Origin of the sequence: Natronorubrum sulfidifaciens JCM 14089 (assembly GCF_000337735.1) — an archaeon.
GTDB lineage: Archaea > Halobacteriota > Halobacteria > Halobacteriales > Natrialbaceae > Natronorubrum > Natronorubrum sulfidifaciens.
Genome location: NZ_AOHX01000046.1, coordinates 21,184 through 44,588, shown reverse-complemented (window position 1 = coordinate 44,588; position 23,405 = coordinate 21,184). Strand labels below are relative to the sequence as shown.

The 23,405-nt window shown below is 62.5% G+C and carries 20 protein-coding genes; 11 read left to right on the top strand and 9 right to left on the bottom strand.

All coding sequences use genetic code 11. The annotated features are described in order from the left end of the window. Positions 1 to 36: 36 nt before the first annotated feature. From C495_RS14950 to C495_RS14940, 3 genes are read right to left on the bottom strand one after another with little or no spacing between them, the layout of a single operon-like run. Complete coding sequence (locus C495_RS14950; RefSeq protein ID WP_008164384.1) at positions 37 to 291, bottom strand: H/ACA ribonucleoprotein complex subunit GAR1; 255 nt, start codon at positions 289 to 291, stop codon at positions 37 to 39. Position 292: 1 nt separating this feature from the next. Then, positions 293 to 574, bottom strand: coding sequence for a signal recognition particle subunit SRP19 (srp19, locus tag C495_RS14945; RefSeq protein WP_008164382.1), 282 nt, complete (start codon positions 572 to 574; stop codon positions 293 to 295). Positions 575 to 633: 59 nt separating this feature from the next. Then, on the bottom strand, positions 634 to 1,692 hold the full coding sequence (locus C495_RS14940; protein ID WP_008164380.1) for a PGF-CTERM-anchored ABC transporter substrate-binding protein: 1,059 nt from the start codon (positions 1,690 to 1,692) through the stop codon (positions 634 to 636). A 60-nt stretch (positions 1,693 to 1,752) separates the two neighbouring features. Here C495_RS14940 and btuC point away from each other — a divergent pair, with 60 nt between their 5' ends. Genes btuC through gatE form a run of 3 tightly spaced genes read left to right on the top strand, consistent with a single transcriptional unit; the run spans position 1,753 to position 6,192 of the window. After that, positions 1,753 to 2,850, top strand: coding sequence for a vitamin B12 ABC transporter permease BtuC (gene btuC / locus C495_RS14935; protein WP_008164378.1), 1,098 nt, complete (start codon positions 1,753 to 1,755; stop codon positions 2,848 to 2,850). After that, positions 2,847 to 4,277 (top strand): heme ABC transporter ATP-binding protein, encoded by a 1,431-nt coding sequence (locus C495_RS14930; RefSeq protein WP_008164376.1) that lies wholly within the window; start codon positions 2,847 to 2,849, stop codon positions 4,275 to 4,277. Before btuC ends, C495_RS14930 begins: the two co-directional genes overlap by 4 nt. Positions 4,278 to 4,323: 46 nt before the next feature. Beyond that, positions 4,324 to 6,192 (top strand): Glu-tRNA(Gln) amidotransferase subunit GatE, encoded by a 1,869-nt coding sequence (gene gatE, locus C495_RS14925; protein ID WP_008164373.1) that lies wholly within the window; start codon positions 4,324 to 4,326, stop codon positions 6,190 to 6,192. A gap of 1,011 nt (positions 6,193 to 7,203) precedes the next feature. On the opposite strand, the gene C495_RS14915 is transcribed toward gatE, so the two are convergent. Continuing rightward, positions 7,204 to 7,713 carry a twin-arginine translocation signal domain-containing protein gene (locus C495_RS14915; protein ID WP_241430614.1) on the bottom strand — a complete coding sequence of 170 codons (510 nt, stop codon included), beginning with the start codon at positions 7,711 to 7,713 and terminating at the stop codon, positions 7,204 to 7,206. 145 nt (positions 7,714 to 7,858) lie between these two features. Further along, positions 7,859 to 8,341: an Lrp/AsnC family transcriptional regulator gene (locus tag C495_RS14910; protein WP_008164369.1), complete on the bottom strand. Its 483-nt coding sequence runs from the start codon at positions 8,339 to 8,341 to the stop codon at positions 7,859 to 7,861. 181 nt (positions 8,342 to 8,522) lie between these two features. Between C495_RS14910 and C495_RS14905 the strand changes: the two genes are divergently transcribed. Beyond that, entirely contained in the window at positions 8,523 to 9,590 is a 1,068-nt protein-coding gene (locus tag C495_RS14905) for a DMT family transporter (RefSeq protein WP_008164367.1), read from the top strand. Between the two features lie 7 nt (positions 9,591 to 9,597). Here the strand turns inward: C495_RS14905 and C495_RS14900 are convergent, their stop codons facing one another. Continuing rightward, on the bottom strand, positions 9,598 to 10,629 hold the full coding sequence (locus C495_RS14900; RefSeq protein WP_008164365.1) for a hypothetical protein: 1,032 nt from the start codon (positions 10,627 to 10,629) through the stop codon (positions 9,598 to 9,600). Between the two features lie 88 nt (positions 10,630 to 10,717). Beyond that, the gene (locus C495_RS14895) at positions 10,718 to 11,491 is read right to left on the bottom strand and encodes an RNA methyltransferase (protein WP_008164363.1); all 774 of its coding nucleotides are present in this window, start codon (positions 11,489 to 11,491) and stop codon (positions 10,718 to 10,720) included. Positions 11,492 to 12,662: 1,171 nt separating this feature from the next. Between C495_RS14895 and C495_RS14890 the strand changes: the two genes are divergently transcribed. The 4 genes from C495_RS14890 to C495_RS14875 all read left to right on the top strand — a co-directional run bounded on the left by C495_RS14890 (position 12,663) and on the right by C495_RS14875 (position 17,317). After that, positions 12,663 to 13,901 carry a Cdc6/Cdc18 family protein gene (locus C495_RS14890; protein ID WP_008164362.1) on the top strand — a complete coding sequence of 413 codons (1,239 nt, stop codon included), beginning with the start codon at positions 12,663 to 12,665 and terminating at the stop codon, positions 13,899 to 13,901. A 98-nt stretch (positions 13,902 to 13,999) separates the two neighbouring features. Beyond that, a complete protein-coding gene (locus C495_RS14885; protein ID WP_008164360.1) occupies positions 14,000 to 15,148 on the top strand; it encodes a class I adenylate-forming enzyme family protein in 1,149 nt (382 codons plus the stop codon). Positions 15,149 to 15,221: 73 nt separating this feature from the next. After that, entirely contained in the window at positions 15,222 to 16,409 is a 1,188-nt protein-coding gene (gene folP, locus C495_RS14880; protein ID WP_008164358.1) for a dihydropteroate synthase, read from the top strand. 209 nt (positions 16,410 to 16,618) lie between these two features. Continuing rightward, positions 16,619 to 17,317: a 6-hydroxymethylpterin diphosphokinase MptE-like protein gene (locus C495_RS14875; RefSeq protein ID WP_008164356.1), complete on the top strand. Its 699-nt coding sequence runs from the start codon at positions 16,619 to 16,621 to the stop codon at positions 17,315 to 17,317. 51 nt (positions 17,318 to 17,368) lie between these two features. Here the strand turns inward: C495_RS14875 and C495_RS14870 are convergent, their stop codons facing one another. Then, positions 17,369 to 17,563, bottom strand: coding sequence for a hypothetical protein (locus C495_RS14870; RefSeq protein WP_008164354.1), 195 nt, complete (start codon positions 17,561 to 17,563; stop codon positions 17,369 to 17,371). A 160-nt stretch (positions 17,564 to 17,723) separates the two neighbouring features. Further along, on the bottom strand, positions 17,724 to 18,893 hold the full coding sequence (locus C495_RS14865) for a tubulin/FtsZ family protein (RefSeq protein WP_008164353.1): 1,170 nt from the start codon (positions 18,891 to 18,893) through the stop codon (positions 17,724 to 17,726). A gap of 293 nt (positions 18,894 to 19,186) precedes the next feature. Between C495_RS14865 and C495_RS14860 the strand changes: the two genes are divergently transcribed. The 3 genes from C495_RS14860 (at position 19,187) to C495_RS14850 (ending at position 23,396) form a co-directional block, all read left to right on the top strand. Further along, positions 19,187 to 20,935 (top strand): ABC transporter substrate-binding protein, encoded by a 1,749-nt coding sequence (locus C495_RS14860; protein WP_008164352.1) that lies wholly within the window; start codon positions 19,187 to 19,189, stop codon positions 20,933 to 20,935. A gap of 68 nt (positions 20,936 to 21,003) precedes the next feature. After that, positions 21,004 to 21,876: a phosphatase PAP2 family protein gene (locus C495_RS14855; protein ID WP_008164349.1), complete on the top strand. Its 873-nt coding sequence runs from the start codon at positions 21,004 to 21,006 to the stop codon at positions 21,874 to 21,876. 116 nt (positions 21,877 to 21,992) lie between these two features. Next, the gene (locus C495_RS14850) at positions 21,993 to 23,396 is read left to right on the top strand and encodes a cryptochrome/photolyase family protein (protein WP_049890379.1); all 1,404 of its coding nucleotides are present in this window, start codon (positions 21,993 to 21,995) and stop codon (positions 23,394 to 23,396) included. The last annotated feature ends 9 nt before the right edge of the window (positions 23,397 to 23,405 follow it).

Genomic DNA, 23,405 nt, shown 5'->3' with positions numbered 1-23,405 from the left:
CGAGGCGTATCGACGTCTCAACTGTACGCGAGCACGCTAGCGGGCGTACAGCGTCGAGCCGACGAGCGACGGCAGGTGGACGCCGGCGTCGGGCGTCACCGCAAGATATGGCCGTTCGACCGGGCCGAAGACGTCGACGACACGGCCGACTTCCTCGAGGGAGTCGTCGAGGACCATCGTCCCGATTTCGTCGCGAAACGGATCGCTCGAGCCGGGTCCGTCGTCGCGTTCGTCCGCCCGCAAGACGGCCAGTCCCTGTGCGGTGCGGACGACTGAGCCAACGCGGCGCATGTTACTCGCGCATCGCGACGACGTAGGCCGCGACGGCTTGGACGAGGTCATTTTTCGTCGAGTCGTCGGCCCCACGGACGACGACGCGACCGCGGTCAGCCCAGTGCTCCCGGGAGTAGGCTTTGTCCCGTTCGATCGTGGCGTCGTACCCGATCTGCTGGACCGCCTTGGCGATTTCGTCGACCGTCGGTTCTTCGACCGCGAGCTCCTGTGACACGCGCCGCCCCTCGGATCGCGACAGGGCCGCATCGAGATAGGCGGGCCAGATGACGTTCTCGACCATACAGCCATCTCAACGGGCCGACGGGTAAACGCTTTTCAAAAGCCGTGGCTGCGTGGTGGTTATCGGCGGTGCGCGAGGAACGCGACGGCAAGCAGTGCAGCGACGGCTGCTGGCACGCCGAAGCCAGGGATCGAATCCTCGCTGTCGTCGCCGTTCTCGTCGGATTCGTCCGTGTCCTCGAGTCCGTCAACCGCTTGCTCGTAGGCGTCAGGGTGGACCGTCTCGACGATATCGACGACAGCGTAGATCACCTGTGGGGCAGGCTGGTTGAGTTGGTTCGCGTTGACCGAAAAGACGTTATCGTTCTGGTAGGCAGTCGTGGCCTCGGCCGCTTCGGGGATCGGCACGTCCGATCGGTCATCGGAGTAGATGATCCACTCGGGGTCTTCGTCGACGATCATTTCGCTACTGAGTGGCTGGTAGAAGTCGATACCGGCCCGTTCAGCCAGGTTCTCGACACCACCGGTCGTCAGCACTTCGTGGATGAACGTGTCGCTTCCAGCGGTCGTCCCGTCCTCACCCATCGCGTAGTACGCGAGCGGGCGGTCTGTGTTCTCGAGGGCCGTTTCGACGACCTCGAGACGCTCGTCCATCCAGTCGACGGTTTCGGTGGCACCGTCACACTCGCCGGTCAGTTCGCCGGTCCGGAGCACGTTGTCACGGACGTCATCGATTGACGCTGCGTTGTCGAAGTGGTAGACGGTCAGCCCAGCCTCGCGAAGGGTCTCGACGTCTTCTTCAGGCGTGATGTTCGCGGCCAGAACGACATCCGGGTCGAGATCGATCACGCGCTCGTGGACGATCTCGTAGTTGTCGGTCACGTCCACACGGTCGCCCATCTCGAGGTCGCTCGTTGCGTCCTCGTCGGCCATGCCGACGAGTCTGTCTTCGGCACCGATCTCGAAGACCGTCTGTGCATCGCTTGGCTGCAAGGCGACGACGGAGTCGGGTGCTTCCTCGAGTGTGATATCTTCACCAGTGGCGTCAGTCAGTTCGATCGGGTACGCACAGTCAGCAGTCTCGTCGGGCGTTGCCGACGCGCTGCTGGCTGCAGCGATCGGGGCAACCAACGAGAGCGTGAGCAAGGCAGTGAGTAACAGTACGAGTTTCTGTCGCATCGTCCGCTAGGTAGCGACTCTTCAACAAATATTTGTCTAACCCAATCGAGGTTGTAGTGTATGACGCACTCGGCCCGAACCCTCTCGTGGTCGGCGGGGTTGACAGCGCTGCTGGTCGCCGTCGTCGTCGCCAGTGCCGCGCTCGGGCCAGTTAGAGTCGACCCGTCGACGGTTGCGCTGGCGATTTTGAACGCCATCGTCGTCCCCTCGAGTGTCACGGCCGGAAGTCTCACGATTCCAATCGTCGGCGTCGGCGTGCCGGTTCCGAGTCTCGAGTACACGTCGGTGTTCGCGTTCGACGTGCCGAACACCCACCAGATCATCGTCGCGGATATCCGCCTGCCCCGGATCGCGCTCGCGGCAACGGTCGGGTTCGCACTCGCCGCGGCCGGGACCGTAATGCAGGGGTTTTTCCGGAATCCGCTCGCCGATCCATCGATCATCGGCGTCTCGACCGGGGCCGCTGCCGGTGCTGTCGCCGCCATCGCGTTCCCCATGCTCGTGCCGTTCGGGAGTCTGCATCTGGCGGCGTTTGCCGGCGCACTCCTGACGGCGTTTCTGGTCTACTCGATCGCGACGGAGGGTGGCCGCACGCCCGTCGCCACGCTGTTGCTCGCGGGCGTCGCCATGCAGGCGTTTCTCGGCGCACTCATCTCATATATGCTCGTCCACAGCGGCGACAGCCTCCGACAGGCCGTCGTCTGGATGATGGGCCATCTCAGCAACAGCACGTGGAGCGACGTCGGCTTTGCCCTCCCGGTGGCAGTGCTGGGCGTCCTCGTCCTTGGCAGCTACACGCGAGACCTGAACGTCTTGTTGCTCGGCGAGGAAGACGCCCACCACCTCGGCACCGAAGTCGAACGGACGAAGTTCCTCCTGCTCGCGGTCGCGAGCATCATCACCGCCGCAGGTGTCGCCGTCGCCGGCGTCATCGGCTTCGTCGGCCTCGTCGTCCCCCACATCATGCGGCTGATCGTCGGCCCGGATCACCGAATCTTGCTGCCGACCAGCGCCCTCGCGGGTGCCTCGTTTCTCGTGATTACGGACACCATCGCTCGAGCCGGCCCCGCGGAAGTGCCGGTCGGCATCATCACGGCGTTCGTCGGCGCGCCGTTTTTCCTCTTTTTGCTCGTCCGCCGGGAGGTGACCTCAGTATGACCCCGTTCAACAGAACACCAGACGAGACGAACGCTGCACAGCCGACGGAGATCGAGCCGGCGGCGATCACCGTCGAGAACTGCTCGCTGTCGTTCGGCGAACTCTCGGTGCTCGAGGACGTCTCCGTAACCATCGAACCCGGCGAATTCGTCGGCTTCGTGGGTCCAAACGGCGCGGGGAAGACAACGCTGTTGCGGGCGATCAGCGGCGCACTCGAGCCCGACTCCGGGACGGTGTCGATCGACGGCGTCGACATTCACAGCGTTTCCTCGAAGCGCTCGAGTCAACTCGTCTCGGTCGTCCCACAAGATACGACGCTCTCGTTTTCGTTTCCCGTCCGCGACGTCGTCGAGATGGGGCGTCATCCGCATCGCTCGCGGTTTTCCTCGCCGACGCAGGCGGACCACGAAGCAGTCGAGCAGGCCCTCGAGCGAACGCGGACGACCGACCTCGCCGACCGGCCAATCGACGCGATCAGTGGCGGACAGCGCCAGCGGGTCGTCCTCGCACGCGCGATTGCACAGGGAACCCCCGCGATGTTGCTCGACGAGCCGACCGCGAGTCTCGATATCAATCACCAACTCGAGACCCTCGAGTTAGTTCGGGAACTCGTCGATGACGGCCGGACCGTCTGTGCGGCGATCCACGATCTGGATCTGGCCGCCCGCTACTGCGATCGGCTCGTGATGCTCGCCGACGGCGGCGTCTACCGGAGCGGGCCACCGGCAGACGTGTTGACTGGCGAGTCACTCGCCGATGTCTTCGATGCGACCGCGACGGTGACGCCGAATCCGATTACGGGGACGGAGACGGTGACGGCGCTGCCGGGCCACCGGACCGACGGCGACGAGACAGACGAGGAGACGCAGCTCAGAGACGCCCGGATTCACGTCCTCGGCACCGGAACGACGGCGGCGTGCGTGCTCGCCCAACTCGAGAGCACACAGGCCGAGACGGCGCTCTCTCTTGGCCCCGTCACGAGCGGGGACACAGCGGCCGAGACCGCACGAACGCTCGAGATCGACTGTCTCGAGGTCCCTCCGTTCGAGTCGCTCTCGGAATCGACGCTGGTCGCATTCGAGAACCACGTCGCGGACGCCGACGTGACGGTGGTCACGGCGTCTGCTCTCGAGGCCGGCGGCACTGGGACGGAGCGTCTGCTCGAGGTGCTTGCGGCCGTGGCGGACACACTCGTGCTCGTCGAGCGTGAGTCGGCGGCCGACTCCGGCGGCGCGACGACGGCTGGCAGAGCGACCGTGGTCGACGGCGACCGGAGGCGTGTCCTCGAGGCGACGACGGAGACGGTTCTCGAGACGATTGCGGCTGCCCTCGAGCGCCAACTGGTGTCGGACGAGTCGGCCACCGAGGCGGCCTCCTCGGATCGGAAGCCGGGGATGGGACTGGCAGCCGAGTCCTCGTCCGACTGACCGCAACTGGACGGTTTTTTACCCCTCCGCCTCCGAGTGGCGGCCAATGAGCGAGTACGATTACGACGAACTCGGACTCGTCGCCGGGCTGGAGATCCACCAGCAACTCGATACGGCGACGAAGCTGTTCTGTCAGTGTCCAACCGAGCGTCGCGAGCCCGAGGCGTCGACGCGGCGATTTACGCGCTATCTCCATCCCACGCGGAGCGAACTGGGCGAGATCGACCAGGCCGCCCTCGAGGAGAGCCGCGTCGACCGCGAGTTCGAATACCTCGCGTACGAGACGACCTGTCTGGTCGAAGAAGACGACGAGCCGCCAGCCACGCTCGACGACGAGGCCCTCGAGACGACCCTCGAGGTCGCCCAGCTGATGGACATGAATCCGGTCGATCAGGCCCACGTCATGCGCAAGATCGTCGTCGACGGCTCGAACACCACGGGCTTCCAGCGCTCGTCGCTGATCGCCACCGGGGGCGCGATCGAGACCAGCGAGGGTGCGGTGGGGATCGAAGACCTCCTGCTCGAGGAAGAAAGCGCCCAGCGCGTCGAAGAAACCGACGACGGCGTGCGCTTCAGTCTGGATCGGCTGGGCATCCCGCTCGTCGAAATCGGGACGAAACCGGACATCTCGACGCCGGAGCAGGCCCTCGAGGCCGCCGAACGGATCGGGATGCTGCTTCGCTCGACCGGGAAAGTCAAACGCGGACTAGGGACGATTCGACAGGACGTCAACGTCTCCATCGCCGACGGCGCACGCGTCGAGATCAAAGGCGTCCAGAGCCTCGACGACATCGACGACATCGTGCGCAACGAGGCCGCACGGCAGGTCGAACTCGTCGAGATCCGGGACGAACTCGAGGCCCGCGAAGCCGCTGTCGGTGAGACGCAGGACGTTACCGACGTCTTCGAGGGCACCGACAGCGGCGTTATCGGCGGCGCACTCAGCTCGGGCGGCTCCGTGATGGCCGTCCCGCTGTACGGCTTCGACGGGCTGGTGGGCCGAGAGATCGCTCCGGATCGCCGGCTGGGCACCGAGTTCTCCGACCACGCCAAACGCCACGGCGCGGGCGGGATCTTCCACACCGACGAACTGCCGGCTTACGGCGTTACCGAGGACGAAGTCGAAGCCCTTCGGGACGCTGTGGGTGCCGGCTCCGAGGATGCCGTGGCGATCGTCGCCGCCGACACCGACATCGCCGAGGCGTCGATCGAGGCCGTCGCCGAGCGCGCTGGCACTGCACTCGAGGGCGTCCCCGAAGAAACTCGCGACGCACTCGAGGACGGCGCGACACGCTATCTCCGTCCCCTACCCGGCGCGGCACGGATGTACCCCGAAACGGACGTCCCGCCCGTCGAACCGGACCCGAGCGAGGTGCCCGAGCCGGAGCTACTGACCGCAAAGGTCGACCGCTATCAAGACGAGTTCGACCTCGGGGCCGGGCTGGCCGAACAGGTCGCCTACGGCACACACATGCCGCTGTTCGAGTCCGTCGTCGCCGACGGCATCGACCCGACGCTGGCCGCGACGACGCTCGAGTCGACGCTGACCGAACTCCGGCGTGACGACGTGCCCGTCGAGGCGCTCACCGAAACCCACATCGAGGCCGTCCTCGAGATGGTCGACGACGGCGACCTGCCGAACGAGGGCGTTACGGATCTGCTCGAGGTACTTTCTGAGGAGCCGGATCAGTCGGCCGAGGAAGCAGCCGACGACGCGGGACTCGGTGGCGCGGACGAGGACGAAGTCCGCGAGGCCATCGCCGAGGTCGTCGAACGGAACGAGACGCAGGTCGAAGAAGAAGGCATGCAGGCGTTTTCGGGCCTCATGGGCGAGTGTATGGGCGCACTCCGTGGCAAGGCCGACGGTGACCTCGTGAGTCAGTTGCTCCGCGAGGAGATTCAAAAGCGAGCGTGAACGACCCCTGCCTACTTGCCCGATAGCGCGGGCTCCTTGAGACAGAGGCTTCCTGATTCGACGACGTTGTCAGACTGTCGAGGGAACCTCGACAAACGCGACTTGCAGACACAGTAATCATGTCCACAGTGGTCGCAGTCTCCACAGGCGTGTTTTCGGAGTAGTTCACTCCTATCGTAGCCACTGACCATCACTGCACACCAGCTCGCATGACGGCTCTGCGATCCGTGTGTCCATCGGTTCAGTTGTTACTATAGCTTGGCGAGACCGCGAGAAAGAACGTTCAACGACGCGTTGAAATTCAGGTCCAACTACTAAGGAGTGTGCGTATTCGCCACAATATACGTTACAAACATCACCGCGTATAGCAGGGTCGTGACGCCGACAAACGCGATAACGACACTCCTGTTCAGTCCGATCGGGGCGAGTCCAGTGACAGACCCGATTACCAGGAGCGCGGCACAGCCCACGATCAGTCCGACATACATCGAAACGAGCTTTTGTCGGTCTTCATCCATATGGGTATAAATCGGCTGTATTGACTTAATTTGGATGCGTATTGCGGTTTACGACGCGAACTCCAGAAGGGGTTGCTCACCTCGTTCACAGTGATACGTGTGCGTTTGGATCACCGAACAGCACGTCTCAAGTTCTGACGATTCAAATGGTATCTCTGATTCTCATACTGGACACGATCCAACGAAGGTCCGCATGCTAGAAACGAGATGTCCACGCTGCTCAGGCAGGTGCGACATTCACTCATCGACCTCCTGAGAGAGACTGTTAGATCACGGTATCCGCGATCAATGCGATGGCGCGCGCTGAATCGTGGTGAGCGATGCGCGAACCACGATTCGAAGCTGCGCGAGGGATGAGCGAGTGAACTCGTGAACGAGCGAATCGGTTGGGGAGGACGTGGCAATCAGTGTTGCCAGTATAGTAGTGTCATAGAACGGTTCACAAACCTACTATGAACGTGTCCTGATTCGATCAGTACAGGGGATATATTGCTCAAACGTAGCCCTCAATATCAACAGTGACCGTCTCTGGGACTCCGTCTTTTGAATCAGTTATTCTGATAAGCAGTGAGTGAGTTATAAGGTCGTCATTAACACCAAACCACGGATAATCTATAGATATTTCAATCTTTAGCCCATTCTCAATACGTTTAATCGTATCTAACACGAGGTCTGGTTCTGATTGCACCCCATTCTGTACAATCACCATATATGAGTCGTTGAAATTGGTTTCATCAATGAATTTCGTCACAGAACCAATATCTTCAAGTTCTCTATCCGCTGTGTCTACGTCTTCTATAACAGTGTGGTACTCCTCTTTCCAAGCTAAGGACTCCCCCTCTCGTGAGAAGTTATTTGCCGAAACATCCCGTTCAACATGTAGTGTTTCTATGTTCATACCAGAGGGTATTGTCGGAGAGTTATACCAGTTCCAGCCAAGATAGCCCCCTCCTCCCAGTCCAACCCCTGCAGTCACAAGAGCAAGGAACTTTCGCCGGTTCATAGTGAAGTGATTGTGTACTACCACTATAAGCGTCACTCAGACTAAAATCACTTGTTCACCCTCACTCGGTCAGTTTGCACCTGGAGTTACTGGTGTATTCGGATAGATACAGTGTGGAATATACTCTGTGAATTGTCTATGAAATCTATTCGTCGACCAACTCCTCGAGTAACGTCTCGAGGCTGTAACTCTGCAAGGCGTCGCGTTCTTCGATCGCCGAGATGACGAACGTCGAGTCGGTTCGGTCGACGCCCTCGAGTTGTTCGAACTCGGCGATCAGGCGCTCGACCATCTCGCTGCCGCTCAGGCGGGCGACGACGATGAAATCGGTCTCACCCATCGTAAAGTAGACGTTCGTGACGCCTTCGACGGTCAGCAGGCGATCCGAAAACTCCTCGTAGGAGCCCTGATAGTCGGCGTGGATCTCGACGAGGACGGTCACGCCGAGGCCGAGTGCCTCGAGGTCGACGTCGTAGCGGTCGTTCGTGATGATCCCCTCCTCGCGGAGACTCGAGAGTCGGTAGTGGATCGTCGACACCGGAATGCCGGTCGCGTCGTGGAGTCGTTCGGGGCTCCCGGTCTCGAGTTCCGAGATGGCTTTCAGCAGGCGCACGTCGCGGTCGTCCATACGCGAGTGCTCGGCGTGGCCGAAACATATGTCCTTCGGCTGAGTATATTGGAGATATCTACAAGACCGACGTTCGATGTGGAAGGATCTTCGGATCAGATCCATATGTGTGGTTTTTGATTCCGAATTTTCGGATGGGTTGTAGAAGGGTCTAAATACAACCGCAAGTTTCGAATCGGATATGAAGATTCTCGATTCGATTCCATCCGAGTACCGTCAATCGGTGCTCTTTTCGATGCTTGCACTCTGCTGGGGGAGTTCGTTCGTCGCGATCGAAGTCGGCCTCGAGTACGTGCCGCCGATCCTGTTCGCCGGCTCGCGGTATGCGTTGGCTGGCGTGATCGTCCTCGGCTACGCGGCCGTCGTCACCGACCGTGTCCGTCCCGTCGGACGCGCGGAGTGGCTCGTCGTCACCATCGCCGGCGTGTTCGTCATCGCACTCTATCACGGCCTGTTGTACATCGGCGAACTGTACGTCTCCGGTGCCGTCGCTGCCACGGTCGTCAGCACCGCACCGATCCTGACGGTCGTGTTCGCCAGCGCGGTGCTTCCGAATCAGCGACTCGGCCCTGTTGGCGTCGTTGGATTCGTCCTCGGGCTGCTCGGCGTGGTCCTCGTCGTTCAGCCGTCGCCAGCCGCGCTCGGCGGCGACATGATCGTTGGCGCGGCGATCGTCTTCGCCTCTGCCGTTGCGTTTGCACTCGGCAGCGTGCTCGTCCGCCCGATTGAGTCGAATCTGCCGATCGAGACGCTCCAGGCCTGGGCGATGTTGCTCGGTGCTGGCGTACTGTTCGGCTGGGCTGGCTTGCGCGGCGAGTCGGTCGCCGCGATCGAGTTGACGACGACAGCGCTGCTTTCGTACGCCTACCTGACGTTCGTCTCCGGCGTCTTCGCGTTCTTGCTCTACTTCGAGTTGCTCGAGGAAAACGGGCCGACACAGGTCAACCTCGTCGGCTACGCTGAGCCGGCAGTCGCGATCGGCGTGAGTTGGCTCGTCCTCGGCTCGGTCGTCGACTCGCTGACGATCGTCGGTCTGCTAACGATCCTCGTCGGCTTCGTCGTGATCAAGCGGCGCGCAATTCGCTCGCTGGTGCGCTCGCGTCTCGAGCCGACGGCGTTCGACCACCAGCAGACCGCGGGTGGGCATCCCGACGCCCGGACCGACGGCGGGACACCGATCGAAGCCGACACCGAGGTGCGTGAGTCGGCCGACGGGGATCGGTCGGTCGCAACTCGAAAAAAACGATAGCACGCGACTACTCGCGGGCAAACTCCCCGCCGTACTCGGCGTCAATCGTGACCGTCGTGTCCGCCCGCTCGTGTTCGACCGTTTCGGCCTCCGTTCCGAGCACCGACTCGAAGAGGTCCATGTCAACGCGGTCGTCGCGACTGTAGACGACGGTTGCCCGTGCAGTCGCGGCCGCATCGCCGGCAACACGAAGTCCCTGATGGGCACCGTATGCGCCTTCGAAGGCGTCGAAGGCGAATTCTAGACTGTCGCTGTCGCCTGCTTGATCGTCCGAGAGGGTCGCCGAATCGAACGCATCGGCGTCGGTGTAGAGACAGCAGCTGATGCCGCGAGTGTCGCCAGTGCGAAGCAACCGTTCGAACGCCTCGCTGGATTCGTGTTTCGGATCGCGCTCGCCGGCGGCCGTCGCGACCGTTCGTTCGACGGCGGCGACCGGATCGAACTCGTCGCCGCCGTTGGGATAGGAGTAGGCGTAGACCTCGTCCGAGACGCCAACGATTTCGTCGCTCCCGGTTGCGGCGTAGACCGCGTAGGCGTCCGTCTCGGTCTCGAGGGCGTAGCCTGCGCGCTCGAGGTCGGCGGCGAGGCCGTCGTGGTCGTACGCGCCGACGAACGCGTAGACGCCCTCGGCGTAGACGAACTGTTCGTCGCCATCGGGCGTCTCGTTGTTCGAAACGTACGCCTCGAATCCGGCCGAACGACCGAGTAACTCGAGGCCGAACGAACACAGCAGGGCGACGACGACTGGGTTACTGACGAGCGGGTCGGTCGGCTCCTCGCCCGCTTTGGCCCCTGCATCGTTGAGCAGCGTTGCCATCGTCTCGACGTCGATCGCACCGTAGAAGAACGTCGACTCCTCGGTCGTCGGGAGTATCGAGGCGTACGACGGAAGGTCGCCGTCACCCGCGTCGGCTTCGGGACCCCCTCCATCGTCGGCGGCGGAGTTCCCACCGTCGTCAGCCGTTTCCGAACAGCCGGCCAGCAGCGCCATCCCCGCGCCCAACAGCCCGAGTGCGTTCCGTCGGTGCAGCACAGTCATTTTCTACTGGTGATAACGCCGCCTACATCAGTGTGCTGGCCTCGTTGTGGTCGTCTCGAGCGCGCCGTCTTGAGGGATGGCCCTCGTATCAGTCCTCTGCCGGCCGTTCCGTCGCCCGACGCAGGAGTCCCAACAGTGTGTTCGCCTCGCCCGTCGTCAGATCCGCCCGCCCGTAGACACGCCGGAGCATGCGCATCGTCTTCGCGCGTTTCTCCTCGGGATGGTTGAGTTCCTCGAGCAGGTCGGCCCACTGGTCGTAGACGCGGTCGATGGTCGGTTCAGGGGCTCGAACGCGCTCGATGTCCGGCAGTTGGGTCTCGTCAGCTGTGAGGGTGAGCGACTGCAGTTCATAAAGGGTAATCGTCGCAGCCTGTCCGAGGTTGAGGACGGGGTACTCTGCAGCGGCCGGAATCGAACAAATCTCGTCGATTCGAGCGAGTTCTTCGTTGGTGAGCCCGATGCGTTCGCGGCCGAAGACGAGTGCCGTGGGTGCCTCGACGGTCGCCAACCGATCGACCAGTTCGGCCGGCGTCGAGTACGGAAACCGAACGTGACTGTGGTCGTCTTCGTTGGTCACCGCCGTACAGCCGACCGTGTGATAGTTCTCGACGAGCTGGTCGAACGAGAGTTCCGTTGCGTTCGGGAGGATATCATCTCGAGCATGCCCGGCAAAGCCGTAGGCATCACCGTCGGGATCGAGTGCTGGTGGGTCGACCAACAGGAGGTCGTCGAATCCGAAGTTCTTCATCGCCCGGGCGATCGTGCCGACGTTGCCCGGCGTCTGAGCGTCGACGATGGCGACCGACGGCGGTGTCCGTGACAGATCCGTCGAACGGTTGGATGTGGGAGAGTTGGGAGTCATTGGTCGGCGAGCGGTCCTGCCTCGAGAGTGGTTGGACTCGGTTCGGGGCCGTCCACTTGGGCTATCGAAGCGGCCCGATCGACCGACAGCATGGAGGTCGTCGCGATCATACCGGCAGTAGGAAGTGGGTCGTCAAAAGGGACGTGTTCGGCACAGATGGGCACCGGAACGAACTGTCCCCGGTTCGTTGTCCGACGGGATCGTCCAGACCGTGGTGAGTGTTCGCTAGCTGTTCTCTACCACTAGATAGAAAGTTACTAGCTATACACTTACTAGCCTAGTACTAGCTAGTAGTAGATAGAACTAGTTCTAGTACTGAACCTAGAACGGGTCGTCTTTGGAGACATTCTAGGAGAAACCGTGGCGTTTCGGTGGGGATTCGATCAACTGTGATGCTGCTGAGCGTTCGGTTTTCGACGGTCTCGAGGCGAGTCCTCCGTTTTCGGCACTGGGATCTTCCGCTTTGAATGCTGTCGAAACCCTGTCGAGTTCCCGTCGATCGCTGTCGAAGGGGACACACACCCCCTTCGCGTTTGTAACGCCACAACAGTGGGGGGGTCTCTACGTGGAACACACCTCATCCGCGGATGTAAAATCTCGCTTTTGAGCCCTGATTCGACACGAATTCGGGAATAACCGAACACCCACCCCACCCATTTGCCGTTACAAACGCGAGGGGGGTGTGTCCCCCCTCCAACGACTGCCCCCGACCTCGAGTCCCCGGCAAATCGAGCGTCTCCGGAGGTCCTTCCCCGAAAACTCTTCGAGCCGTCTCTGGAAACCTATTAAATATGACACTAATTCCCAGCACACATCGTCGGTCAGTATCGACTCGCTGCCGACCGCTCGCTGGCAGGTTCCCCTCGCGTTACATCCGCGACGGGGGTGTCGGTGGTTCACACACTCGAGGGAGTAACCACTCGTCACTCGAGTCGGTACCCGATCGAAATCCACGCTGGGGGACCCGATCGAAATTCATCGTGGCACTGTCCGGAACCCGTGTCAGGAGTCAGTCGGCGGGCCGATCGTTAGAAACGCGAGACCGCCGTTGAGTGGTTTCATTGCGCATCTGGTAAAATCAGGTTCATCGTCGCCTATCACGCGATGTTTACATCCGCGATCGATCTCCATACCTTTATTTCAATTCAGTTGGAAGCCACGGGGTAACGCAATGTCCGCCAACGACGATCGTGATCCACTCTTTCGGTACGACGATCCGGTCTTTGCCGACGAGCGCTTGCTCGAGATCACACATCTCCCCGGTCCGGACCGGATCGTCGGGCGCGACGAGCAAATGCAACGGGTGGCGGATGCGCTGAACCCCGCGATTTTCGGGAGCGAACCCAACCACCTGTTCATCTTCGGCAAGACTGGCACCGGCAAATCGCTCATCTCCCGGTCGGTCACCCAGCGAGTGATCTCGGAAGCCCGACGCGACGACGTCACCGTCAAATACGCCTTCATCGACTGTGGCGAACAGAACACCGAAGCGTCGATCGTGAAGACGATCGCCCAGCTCGTCAACGACTCCGAGAAAAGCGGCGTGACCGTGCCCGACCGCGGGCTTGGCACCGGCGACTACTACAAACGCCTCTGGCAGGCCGTCGACCACTGCACCGACGTCACCATCGTCATCTTAGACGAGATCGATATGCTCGAGGACGACGAAGTCCTCCGAAAGCTCTCCCGTGCCGGCGAGAACCGACGGATCTCGGACTCGAGTATCGGCATCATCGGCATCTCGAACAAGATCGATTTCCCGGACCACCTCTCCGAACGGGTCAAATCGAGTCTCTCGCGGGACGAACTCGTCTTCTCGCCGTACGACGCCAACCAACTCGTCGAAATCTTGGAGAAACGACGAGATGCGTTCCACACCGACGTCCTCTCCGATGACGTGATTCCATTGACCGCTGCGCTTGCCGCACAAGAACACGGCGACGCGCGCAAGGCGATCGACATCCTTCGAAACGCGGGTCGTATCGCGAAGAAACGAAACGACACGCAGGTCACCGCCGACCACGTCCGCGACGCCAAAGAGAAGACCGAGGCCGACCGGTTCAACGAGTTGATTGAGGGTTCTCCCCAGCAGGCGAAAGCGATCCTCTACTCGCTGACGCTACTGACCGAGAACAGCACGGAAAAGGAGTTCCCGACGAAGATCATCTACAACCAGTACAAGGAAGTCGCCCGTCGACTCGACTTCGATGTCCTCTCGGAGCGTCGTGTCCAAGAGATCCTTCAGGAACAGAACTTCCTCAACGTGATCCAGTCCGAACGCGAGGGCCGCGGACGTGGCCGCGGTGCCCACGCCAAACACCGCCTGCTCGAGAATCCATCGATTGTCAAGAAAGTCCTCCTGCGTGACTCTCGATTGGCCGTCCTCGAGGACGGCGCATCGTCCGAATGACGGATCTTTTAACGGATATTGATCCCTTGGTCTGTTGACCAGACTGCGGTACTGTATTGAGCAAACGTTCAACAGACCGTGGTCAAAAGTCGCCGATCATGGCGACGATCATCCAAACGCTGCAGACGGTTACGATGGACCACCAGACGGCGACGGCGATCGGCGGCGACGACCCGCTGACGTTTTCGGCACTCTGGTCGTTGACGGACGGCTTCGCTGGCGGCCTCCAACAGCGTGCGATCACTGCCGGCGACGCCGTCGCGATCCATCTCTCGAATCCGAGGGCGTTTCTCATCGCCTTTTTCGGGACGCTCAGAAACGGCTGTGTTCCGGTGACGATGCCGGCGGACTACCGAACAGACGACATCGTGTCCGCGCTGAACGAAACCGAGTGCAAGGCGTTCGTCACCGATGAGACGCCGTTTCTCTCGGTTCTAAACGGTGCCGACGAAACACGCGTCGCGATCACGGTCGACTGCGACGCGCGAATGGGAATCACGCTGTCGGCGTTTCTCGACAACGATGGGATGAACAGCGCCGGTTCGCGGACCGGTATCGACGTCGTTCGCCAGTCGGACGGCGACCACGGCCTGATCGCCTACGTCGGCCACGAAGACGGGGCCCCACTCGGTGTGCGCTATACGCATGCTGCACTCACGGCCGCCGCCAGCGTCGAGCATCCACTCCTCGAGACCGACGGCACGATGCGACATCTCGGAAGCCTTCCACTGTCGAACCCGCTCGAACTGCGCTACGGCGCGACGGCCACGATACTCGGCGGTGGTACATACCTGCCACAGCACCACTGGGACCCCGAGACGGTTCGGTCGCTGTGCTACACCGACCGGGTCGACCGGACGTTCGTCTCTCCGTCACAGTTCGAGGCGCTCGCGGCGCTCGAGACGGATCTCGCTGAGACTGTCGCCGTCATCGAACCGACACCGATGGCGGGCCTCGAGGAGTCGGACGGAGCCGTCACGCGTCTCTGTGGCCGTCCGGAAACGGGGCTGACGCACGTTCGGACGCCGACCGCCGACGACTCGCCACGCTCGAGACACGGCGAGACGCTGCCGACGGTCGAGCACCGCGTTCTCGAGGACGGTGCCGAACTCGCGGTCGACACGCCGGCGGCGATGGACGGCTACGTCGACCGGCCGGCGCTGACCGACGAGCGAACCGAACGACTCGATGGGTCACGGTGGATTCGAACGGGTGTCACCGCTGACGCCGTCCCGACTCGGCCATAGCGTGTCGCCGCGCGGGTGATGTGCGGTTCTCCGCAACCGCGGTACATTTCAGGCTGCTCTCCACAGAGGGCGTATGAACAGTGTCGACGCGGCGGGATTGGGAATCGGCGACGAGTACCCGCCTCGAATCATGGGGGTTCTGAACGTCAGCGAGGAGTCGCCGTACGATCCGAGCGTCTACGACGACCCCGAGGAGGCTGCCCAGTACGTCGACGAGGAGCTGATCGACCCCGGTGCCGATATCGTCGATATCGGCCTCGAGTCGGCGAACAAACGCTTCGACGTGCTCTCTGCCGAAGACGAACTCGAGCGACTGCACATCGCACTCGAGACGATCGACCACGTGTCGGGCGAGGCGATCTTTTCGATCGAGACGCGCTATGCGTCGGTCGCTGAGGAAGCACTCGAACAGGGGTTCGACATGGTCAACGACATCGCTGGCTTCGCCGATCCGGAGATGCCCGTCGTCTGTGCAGACCACGACGTGGCCGTCGCGAAGATGGCGAGTCCGCCCGACCTCGAGCGCCCGGGTGCCGTCGAGGAGACCCCGTGGTCCGAACGGAAATCGCCGGCGTGGGCCGAACAGGCGGGCTACGTCGACCAAGTGTACGAAGCGCTGAAACAACACGGCCTGACCGAGAAGACGATCATCGACCCGGCTTTCGGCGGCTGGAGCGAGGCTCAGACGCTTGCAGACGATCGGGAGACGTTCCGCCGACTTCGGGAGTTCCGCGCGCTCGGCCAGCCCATGCTGGTCTCGATCAACCGGAAAAACTTCTTGGGCGAAATCGCCGGCCGTGACACCGACGAGCGACTGCCGGTCAGTCTCGCGGCCACATCGATGGCCGTCGAACGCGGTGCCCACGTGATCCGAACCCACGACGTCGCCGAGACTCGCGATGCGGCCCTGATCGGCAAGGCGTTTACCGAGCGTACACGCACGGTCACGGACGGACTCTCGGTCTCCCGACTTGACGGCTGCTCGAGTCGAGAGCTCCGTGCCCACCTCGACGAACGCGGCGTCGATCCGGCCGCCGTCGACGACTGGTCGACGGTCGCACTCGAGATCAGTGGGCTCGACGACGCCACTCGAGTGCGGCTGTCGTCCGCCGCCGAGTCGACGACAGCGATATATGTGAACACAGGACAGCCACTGCTCGTTGGATCAAGAACTGACATTTCGGCTGTTGCAGACCGCCTTCGGGGAGAAACCGGCAGTACAGCGGCCCTCGCAGAATCGTTCGCAGAAATAATTGAGTAAGAGAAAGCTTATGCCGGAGGATTCAAAATAGGAAGGTGGACGCCGGGCGGCCTCCCGGGTAGGGGTACTTTGGAGGCGACCCCCGGCCCATATCACGAATTATTGTGGCACCAACTCGGTGAGTGACAACTCGACTCGAGCAGCGAGCCCTCGGTTCGGGCGTGTCTTCGAGCCCGAACACAGATACGACTCCGCGCCAGACATCGTGTATGGAGTTCGACGAGTGGGAGCCCATCTACGAGGCGATTCTGGATGACTTCGGCTACGACCGTGCCGGTGACGAGCGAGCCCGCGACGTGTTGGCCTCGCTGACTGCTGCGTTCGACCTCGAACGTCTCTCGAGTGTTCGCGACGCCACGGTCGCGATTGCCGGGGCGGGTCCTTCGCTCGCAGACGACTCGGCGCTCGAGCAGGCTCGAGACGCAGACCTCGTCTTTGCGGCCTCGACGGCCGTCGACACGCTCGCCGACCACGGCATCGACGTCGACTGTATGGTGACGGATCTCGACAAGAACCCCGAGACGGTTCGTCGGTTGACTCACGAGGGCGTGCCGGTCGCGATCCACGCTCACGGCGACAACGTCCCAGCGCTCCGATCAGTCGTGCCCGACTGTGCGACCGAAGCCGTGCTGGCGACGACGCAGGCCGAACCGCGCGGGCCGGTCCGGAACGTCGGTGGGTTCACCGACGGCGATCGGACGGCATTTCTCGCAGACCAGCTCGGGGCCGCACAGCTCGTTTTCGTCGGCTGGGACATCGACGACCCGTCGGTCGGCCCCGAGAAGGCCCGGAAACTCGAGTGGGCCGAACGGCTGCTGTACTGGCTCGAGACGCGTCGTGACGAGCGCTTTGCGATTCTAGACGGTCGCCGGGATCGAATCGAGACGCGTTCGCTGCCGCTCGAGTAAGGCGTTGCTGTAGCCGGGCGATTCCGACTCACTCACACTACGGGCTCGAGTTCACTCGAGTCGATAGCGAGCGATCTCCTCACAGCCGCAGGCCTGGCAGGTCGTGTCCGTCGCCTCGAGTGTCGTCCCACAGCGGCGACATTCGACGATGGTCGTCTGGCCGTCGTCTCGAACGAATACCGCAGACAGTGCCGTTCGCAGTCGTGACCCCGTCGATTCACGGGCCGATCGGTGGTGGCGTCGCATGTCTCCTGTTCCACGACTATCACGGTTTGTTATTGTATGGATACCATGACTCTCACGAGCACTGAAACAAGCGAGACTGCTCGTCGACCGTCGGACGAGCCGTAATGGACCGATTTACCGCGGCCCAGCGACGCGTTCAGTACGGCCTGCATCGCATGAGCTAAAAGAGCGCGTCGAGTTCGCCACCCGTGTCGACGAGCGATGCGAACTCGTCCTGTGCGGTCGCCTGTACCTGCTCGGTCGTCTCCTGGGCCTCGAGGGCGACCTGCTGGAGCTGGTCGATCCGTGGAACGTCGGTGACACCCGACAGGAGGACGACTGCGCCGACCTCGTCAGCGCTGGTGCGTGGGTAATCGCCGCCACGGATCTCCATACTTCCCGTTTCGTCCTCGAGCCACTGTCGCCCGCGTTCGACGCCCTTGCGGCTCAACTGTGTCGGTTGGCCCGTGGCGACGACGAGGCCGCGATCGGCGCTGCCAGCATCACACGGTAACGTGAGTCGGCCCAGCGTTGCCTTGCGAACGAGACTCGTCAGCCGATTGGTCGCCGCACCGTCCTCGAGACCGCTGTCGGCGGAGCCGGTGAGCGAGTCGAGGAGGCCGCCGCTGTCGGTCTCGACGGTCTCGCTGGCGTAGCCGACCGTCGAGACGCCGCCGCCCGAGAGCGTGTTGATGATCTCGGAGGAGTCGACGACGCTTTCGGCAACATGGTCGTCGTGGCCGACCTCGCCGGCGGCAAACAGCAGGCCGAATCGTTCGACGATCTCGCGATTGATTCGGTCGTAGCCGCCGCCGACCGACTCGCCGGCGCTGCGCCACGCGTCGTTGTCGAAGACGAGCAGGTTGTCCACCTCGCGGACGAACGTCCGGAACGACCGGGCCGCGTTGAGCGTGTAGATGCCGCCTTCGTCCGTCGCCGGGAGGACCCCGAGCCCGTAGACGGGCTGGGTGTAGATCCGCCGCAGGTGTCTCGCGAGGACGGGTGCGCCGCCGGAGCCGGTGCCACCGCCCATGCCGGCGACGACGAGGAACGCGTCAATCTCGTGGGTGGGGACCCGGTCGATCGCGTGTTGGATCTCGTCGATGTCCGCCTCGGTGACCTCGCCCCCGAGTTCGTTGTCAGCGCCCACGCCGTGACCGTTGACACGTGCCTGTCCGATGAGAACGCGATTTTTCTGTGGGACGGACTCGAGTCCCCGGAGATCCGTGGTCGCAGTGTTGACTGCGACCGCGCTCTCGACGAAGCCGCCATCGATCGCGTCGTCGTACGTCAAAAACTGATCGACTACTTTCCCGCCAGCCTGACCGAAGCCGATGAGTGCAAGTTTCATAGCTAGCTCTCGTGGCCGTTCTCCGTGCACACGGCCGCTCGAGGAACGAGTGGCCGGGATCGGAGAGACTCCACATGCGGTGAGACCCCACCTCACTGTATTGTTATGGCATCCATATGCTGCTCACAAAGACAGTCAGAAATCCATTACTGTCTTCGAGATCTATATTACACACGCCTGTACAACCCTCTTGACCCAACTCTCCGTGACCGTGCCAGTGACGTGGTGTTGTCCCGCAGAACTATCGTTTCGAGAGTAAGTCATATACCCCGTGGTGGCATAGCCGGTGGCACATGAACGATGGCGCTCCGTCGACGACTCGCCGAGGGCTGCTGGCCACACTGGGTGTTGGAGCCAGTGCTCTCGCCGGGTGTTCGGAGCGACTCTGGTCACAAGCGGAGACCCCCGGATCGGAGCAGGTCTCGCTAATCATCAAGACCGTCCCGGCAGACGACGACCGGATCGCTGCAACGATCGCCAGTCGACTCCGTGAAAACTACACTGCAGCCGGGATCAATGCGACACACGAACCAGTCTCCGAAGCAGAGTTGTACCGCGATATCCTCCTCGAGGGAGAGTACGACGTCTTCGTCGCGAGACACCCCGGACTCGACGAGTACGACGCCCTCTACGGGCTGTTGCACTCCGAGTTTTACAGCGAACGCGGGTGGCAAAACCCGTTTCAGTTCTCGGATGTGACGGCCGATTCCCAACTCGAGGCCCAGCGGGCGGCAGACGAAGACGATCGACCGGCCGTCCTTGCAGACCTGATCGACCATCTGCTGCAGACGACTCCGTACACCACCGTCGCGTTCCCCTACACGGTCAGCGGTGTCTCCGAACCGCTGCAACTCCCTGTCCCGCCGCGTCGTCTCCACCAGTATCTCGACGTGATGTCACATCCGGAGAACGGGCCTCGAGACGGCCCGCTCGAGGTGGGTGTCTTCGGCGAACAGCTCACCGACCAGCTCAACCCACTGATGGTCGACCGAAACCGGATCGATGGGCTGTTGGATCTGGTGTACGATCCGCTGGCCAGATGGATCGACGGCGAGTACGTGCCGTGGCTGGCCGAAACCGTCGAGTGGTCCGAACAGGGCCGAACGCGGGCGACCGTAACGCTCAGGGAGGGTCTCGAGTGGCACGATGGCGAATCCCTCGATGCCGATGACGTGGCGTTCACACTGGACTTTCTCGAGGACACGTCGATGGGGGCCGTCGACGACGGTGTCCCCGCGCCTCGATACCGGGGCAAGCAGACGCTGCTCGATCGAACGGACGTGACCGGCCCGCGAACGATCGACTGCTATTTCACCGAGACGAGTCGGTCCGTTGCCCGCCGACTGCTGACGGTTCCCGTGTTGCCGGAACATATCTGGACCGAGCGGTCAGCGGTCGTCGCTGACCGCCAGACACGGGCGATCACGCACCCCAACGAGGACCCCGTCGGCTCTGGACTGTTCGCCGTCACGGAGGCCGAGGCAGCTACTGGGTTCGAACTCGAACCGTTCGACGCACACGTCTTTCGGGACTCACAGGATCGACCCGACCTCTTCGAGAATTTTTCGCAGTTCGAGGGGATCACGTTTCGAATTTCGCCGAACCCCGGCGCGATGAGTGATCTGCTCGTCGACGGTGAGATCGACGTCACGGTGAGCGAACTGCCACCTGAAATCGCTCGCAGCGTTCGCAACGCTGACACCGTCTCGACGGTGACTGGCACAACCGATGCCTTCTACATGATCGGCTACAACAACCGCCAGAACGATCTCGGCAACCCTAACTTCCGGCGGATCTGCTCGCGACTGATCGACCGCGAACACGCCGTCTCCGAGTTCTTCGAAGGGTTTGCACAGGCGGCGACGACGCCCCACGAACTCGTTGGCTTCCACAACAGAGCGTTCGACGCCGACCTCGAGGACGGTGATGAGATGCCGGACCTTTCGTTCCCCGGCACTGACGGAGAGATCAACACGTCTCGCGTGCGATCGTTGTTCAACGAGATCGGGTACAGCTACGACGACGACATGCTGCTCGAGTAGCTCGAACCGGATGCGTCGGTTTGAAAGAGTTAATGGCTCGTAGGCTGTAGCAGTAGTACCCCGATTGTATGGCACTTGCCGAAGTACTCCTCGAACTCGTCCTCATCGTGTCGGCGATGCTCGCCACTGCGACGCTCGTTATCGTCGGCCCGCGGACCATCGCAGCCGCGGTACTGGACTTTCGATGGCGTCTCGAGGCGTGTCTACTGCCGTTTGCTGCGCTCGTCGTCGTCCTTTTGCTTCGGGTGTCGACACGGGACATCGTCCAGCGCCTCGAGCGGCGCGTGCTGCGGAACAATATCACGCCGTATCTGTTCGAACTCGATCAGGCGCTGTTCGGAACGGACCCGGTCGCCGTGCTCCAGTCGTTCCAGACCGAGTTCCTGACGTCGTTTTTCGTCTTCATCTACATCTATGGCTACGCGTTTTTGCTGATCTTTCCGTTTATTGCGTACTTCGCACTCGATGAGATGGACGACCTGTCGACGCTCGTGGTCGCGTTCACGGCGAACTACGCCATCGGATTGGTCTGTTATACCCTGTTTATCGCTTTCGGGCCGCGAAACGTCGACCCACTGCTGTTCGAGGGGTTGCTGTATGATGCGTTCCCCCAGTCACGGACGCTCACGAATACAGTCAATCAGAACACGAACGTCTTTCCCTCGCTGCATACCTCGCTGTCGATGACCGTGTTCGTCCTCGCGTGGGTCACGCGGGAGAAGTACCCCCTGTGGCTTCCCGTCGCCGGGTTTATCGCGATCAGCGTCGGGCTCTCGACGATGTATCTTGGCATCCACTGGTTTTCCGACGTCGTCGCCGGCACCCTGCTTGCCCTCGTCAGCGTCTACATCGGCGTCAACTACACGATCGAGGGGATGATCGAGTCGGTCCGGCGCTTTTTCGAGGCGAAGTTCAGGCCATCGGACGTCGAGGGTGAGTAGCCCACGGCGACCGGGCGCTCGTCGCCGTGACACGGCACGTCGACGAACGGCTGGCCACCACCGACGCACCTCGCCGCTACCCCGATTTTTTCGATGCTCGAGTCGTCAGTTCGGGTATGAACCTGTATTGGCACCGCCGTGATCTCCGTGGCACCGACAACCGGGGACTCGTCCGTGCCGTCTCGCGCTCGGCGGAGCCGGTGATTCCCGTCTTCGTCTTCGATCCGACCGTCCTCGAGCACGCCTCTGCCGTTCGGGTCGCCTGTCTCCTCGAGGCCCTTGAGGGGCTGCGCGCGTGGTATCGCGAGCGCGGCAGCGACCTGCTCGTCGCCCGTGGCGAGGCCAGCGACGTGCTTCCGCGACTCGCTGCCGAGCACGACATTGACGCCGTCGTCTGGGCGGAGGACTACAGCGGCCTCGCACGCGAGCGCGACCGGGCCGTGACGGCAGCACTCGAGGACGACGGCGTCGCCTGCGATCCCGTCCACGACGCGATCCACCACGAGCCGGGGTCGATCACGCCCAACGAGGGCGACCACTACTCGGTGTTTTCGTACTTCTGGAAGAAGTGGCGTGATCGTGAGAAACTGGAGCCGCTCGAGCCGCCGGCCGCGGACGCACTCGCGGCTGTCACTGGGGAGCCGTTGCCATCGGCCTCGGAACTGGGCTTCGACGAGCCGACCGCGACGCCCCAGTCGGTGACGCAGACGGCGGCCCGTGAGTGTGTCACTGAGTTCTGCTCGGGGCCGATCTACCGATACGCCGACGCCCGCGAGAAGCCAGCTGTCGACGGCACGTCGCGACTGTCGGCCCACCTCAAATGGGGCACCATCGGGATTCGAGCGGTATACGAGGCAACCGAGCGGGCGGCCGAGCGAGCCGCGACGGACGACGACCGCGAGAGCGTCGTCGCGTTCCAGCGCCAACTTGCGTGGCGGGAGTTCTACGCCCACGTCCTCGCGTTCAACCCCGAAACGGTCACCGAGAACTTCAGCGGGTACGAACACGACATTCCGTGGCGTAACGATCCCGACGAACTCGAGGCCTGGAAAGCCGGCGAAACGGGGTATCCGATCGTCGACGCGGGGATGCGCCAGCTCCAAGCCGAGGGCTGGATGCACAACCGCGTCCGCATGCTCGTCGCCTCCTTCCTGACGAAAGACCTCCTGATCGACTGGCGCGAAGGGTACGACTGGTTCCGCCGGAAACTGGCCGACCACGAGACGGCAAACGACGTCGGCGGCTGGCAGTGGGCCGGCTCGACTGGGACCGACGCCCAGCCGTATTTCCGAGTGTTTAATCCGATGAAACAGGGCCGTGAGTACGATCCGGACGCCGCGTACATCCGCGAGTACGTCCCCGAACTCGAGGCCGTGGCGGCCGACGCGATCCACGACTGGCACGACCTCGAGTCCGAGCGACGGGCACAGCTTGCACCGTCGTATCCGGCCCCGATCGTCGACCACGGAGAGCGCCGAGAGCGTGCCATCGCGGCGTTCGAACAGGCTCGTGGGGAGTGAGCCGCCGCC

Coding starts and splice junctions, on each gene's coding strand:
- C495_RS14950 (WP_008164384.1), bottom strand. CDS start 291: ATGCGCCGCGTTGGCTCAGTCGTCCGCACCGCACAGGGACTGGCCGTC.
- srp19 (WP_008164382.1), bottom strand. CDS start 574: ATGGTCGAGAACGTCATCTGGCCCGCCTATCTCGATGCGGCCCTGTCG.
- C495_RS14940 (WP_008164380.1), bottom strand. CDS start 1,692: ATGCGACAGAAACTCGTACTGTTACTCACTGCCTTGCTCACGCTCTCG.
- btuC (WP_008164378.1), top strand. CDS start 1,753: ATGACGCACTCGGCCCGAACCCTCTCGTGGTCGGCGGGGTTGACAGCG.
- C495_RS14930 (WP_008164376.1), top strand. CDS start 2,847: ATGACCCCGTTCAACAGAACACCAGACGAGACGAACGCTGCACAGCCG.
- gatE (WP_008164373.1), top strand. CDS start 4,324: ATGAGCGAGTACGATTACGACGAACTCGGACTCGTCGCCGGGCTGGAG.
- C495_RS14915 (WP_241430614.1), bottom strand. CDS start 7,713: ATGAACCGGCGAAAGTTCCTTGCTCTTGTGACTGCAGGGGTTGGACTG.
- C495_RS14910 (WP_008164369.1), bottom strand. CDS start 8,341: ATGGACGACCGCGACGTGCGCCTGCTGAAAGCCATCTCGGAACTCGAG.
- C495_RS14905 (WP_008164367.1), top strand. CDS start 8,523: ATGAAGATTCTCGATTCGATTCCATCCGAGTACCGTCAATCGGTGCTC.
- C495_RS14900 (WP_008164365.1), bottom strand. CDS start 10,629: ATGACTGTGCTGCACCGACGGAACGCACTCGGGCTGTTGGGCGCGGGG.
- C495_RS14895 (WP_008164363.1), bottom strand. CDS start 11,491: ATGACTCCCAACTCTCCCACATCCAACCGTTCGACGGATCTGTCACGG.
- C495_RS14890 (WP_008164362.1), top strand. CDS start 12,663: ATGTCCGCCAACGACGATCGTGATCCACTCTTTCGGTACGACGATCCG.
- C495_RS14885 (WP_008164360.1), top strand. CDS start 14,000: ATGGCGACGATCATCCAAACGCTGCAGACGGTTACGATGGACCACCAG.
- folP (WP_008164358.1), top strand. CDS start 15,222: ATGAACAGTGTCGACGCGGCGGGATTGGGAATCGGCGACGAGTACCCG.
- C495_RS14875 (WP_008164356.1), top strand. CDS start 16,619: ATGGAGTTCGACGAGTGGGAGCCCATCTACGAGGCGATTCTGGATGAC.
- C495_RS14870 (WP_008164354.1), bottom strand. CDS start 17,563: ATGCGACGCCACCACCGATCGGCCCGTGAATCGACGGGGTCACGACTG.
- C495_RS14865 (WP_008164353.1), bottom strand. CDS start 18,893: ATGAAACTTGCACTCATCGGCTTCGGTCAGGCTGGCGGGAAAGTAGTC.
- C495_RS14860 (WP_008164352.1), top strand. CDS start 19,187: ATGAACGATGGCGCTCCGTCGACGACTCGCCGAGGGCTGCTGGCCACA.
- C495_RS14855 (WP_008164349.1), top strand. CDS start 21,004: ATGGCACTTGCCGAAGTACTCCTCGAACTCGTCCTCATCGTGTCGGCG.
- C495_RS14850 (WP_049890379.1), top strand. CDS start 21,993: ATGAACCTGTATTGGCACCGCCGTGATCTCCGTGGCACCGACAACCGG.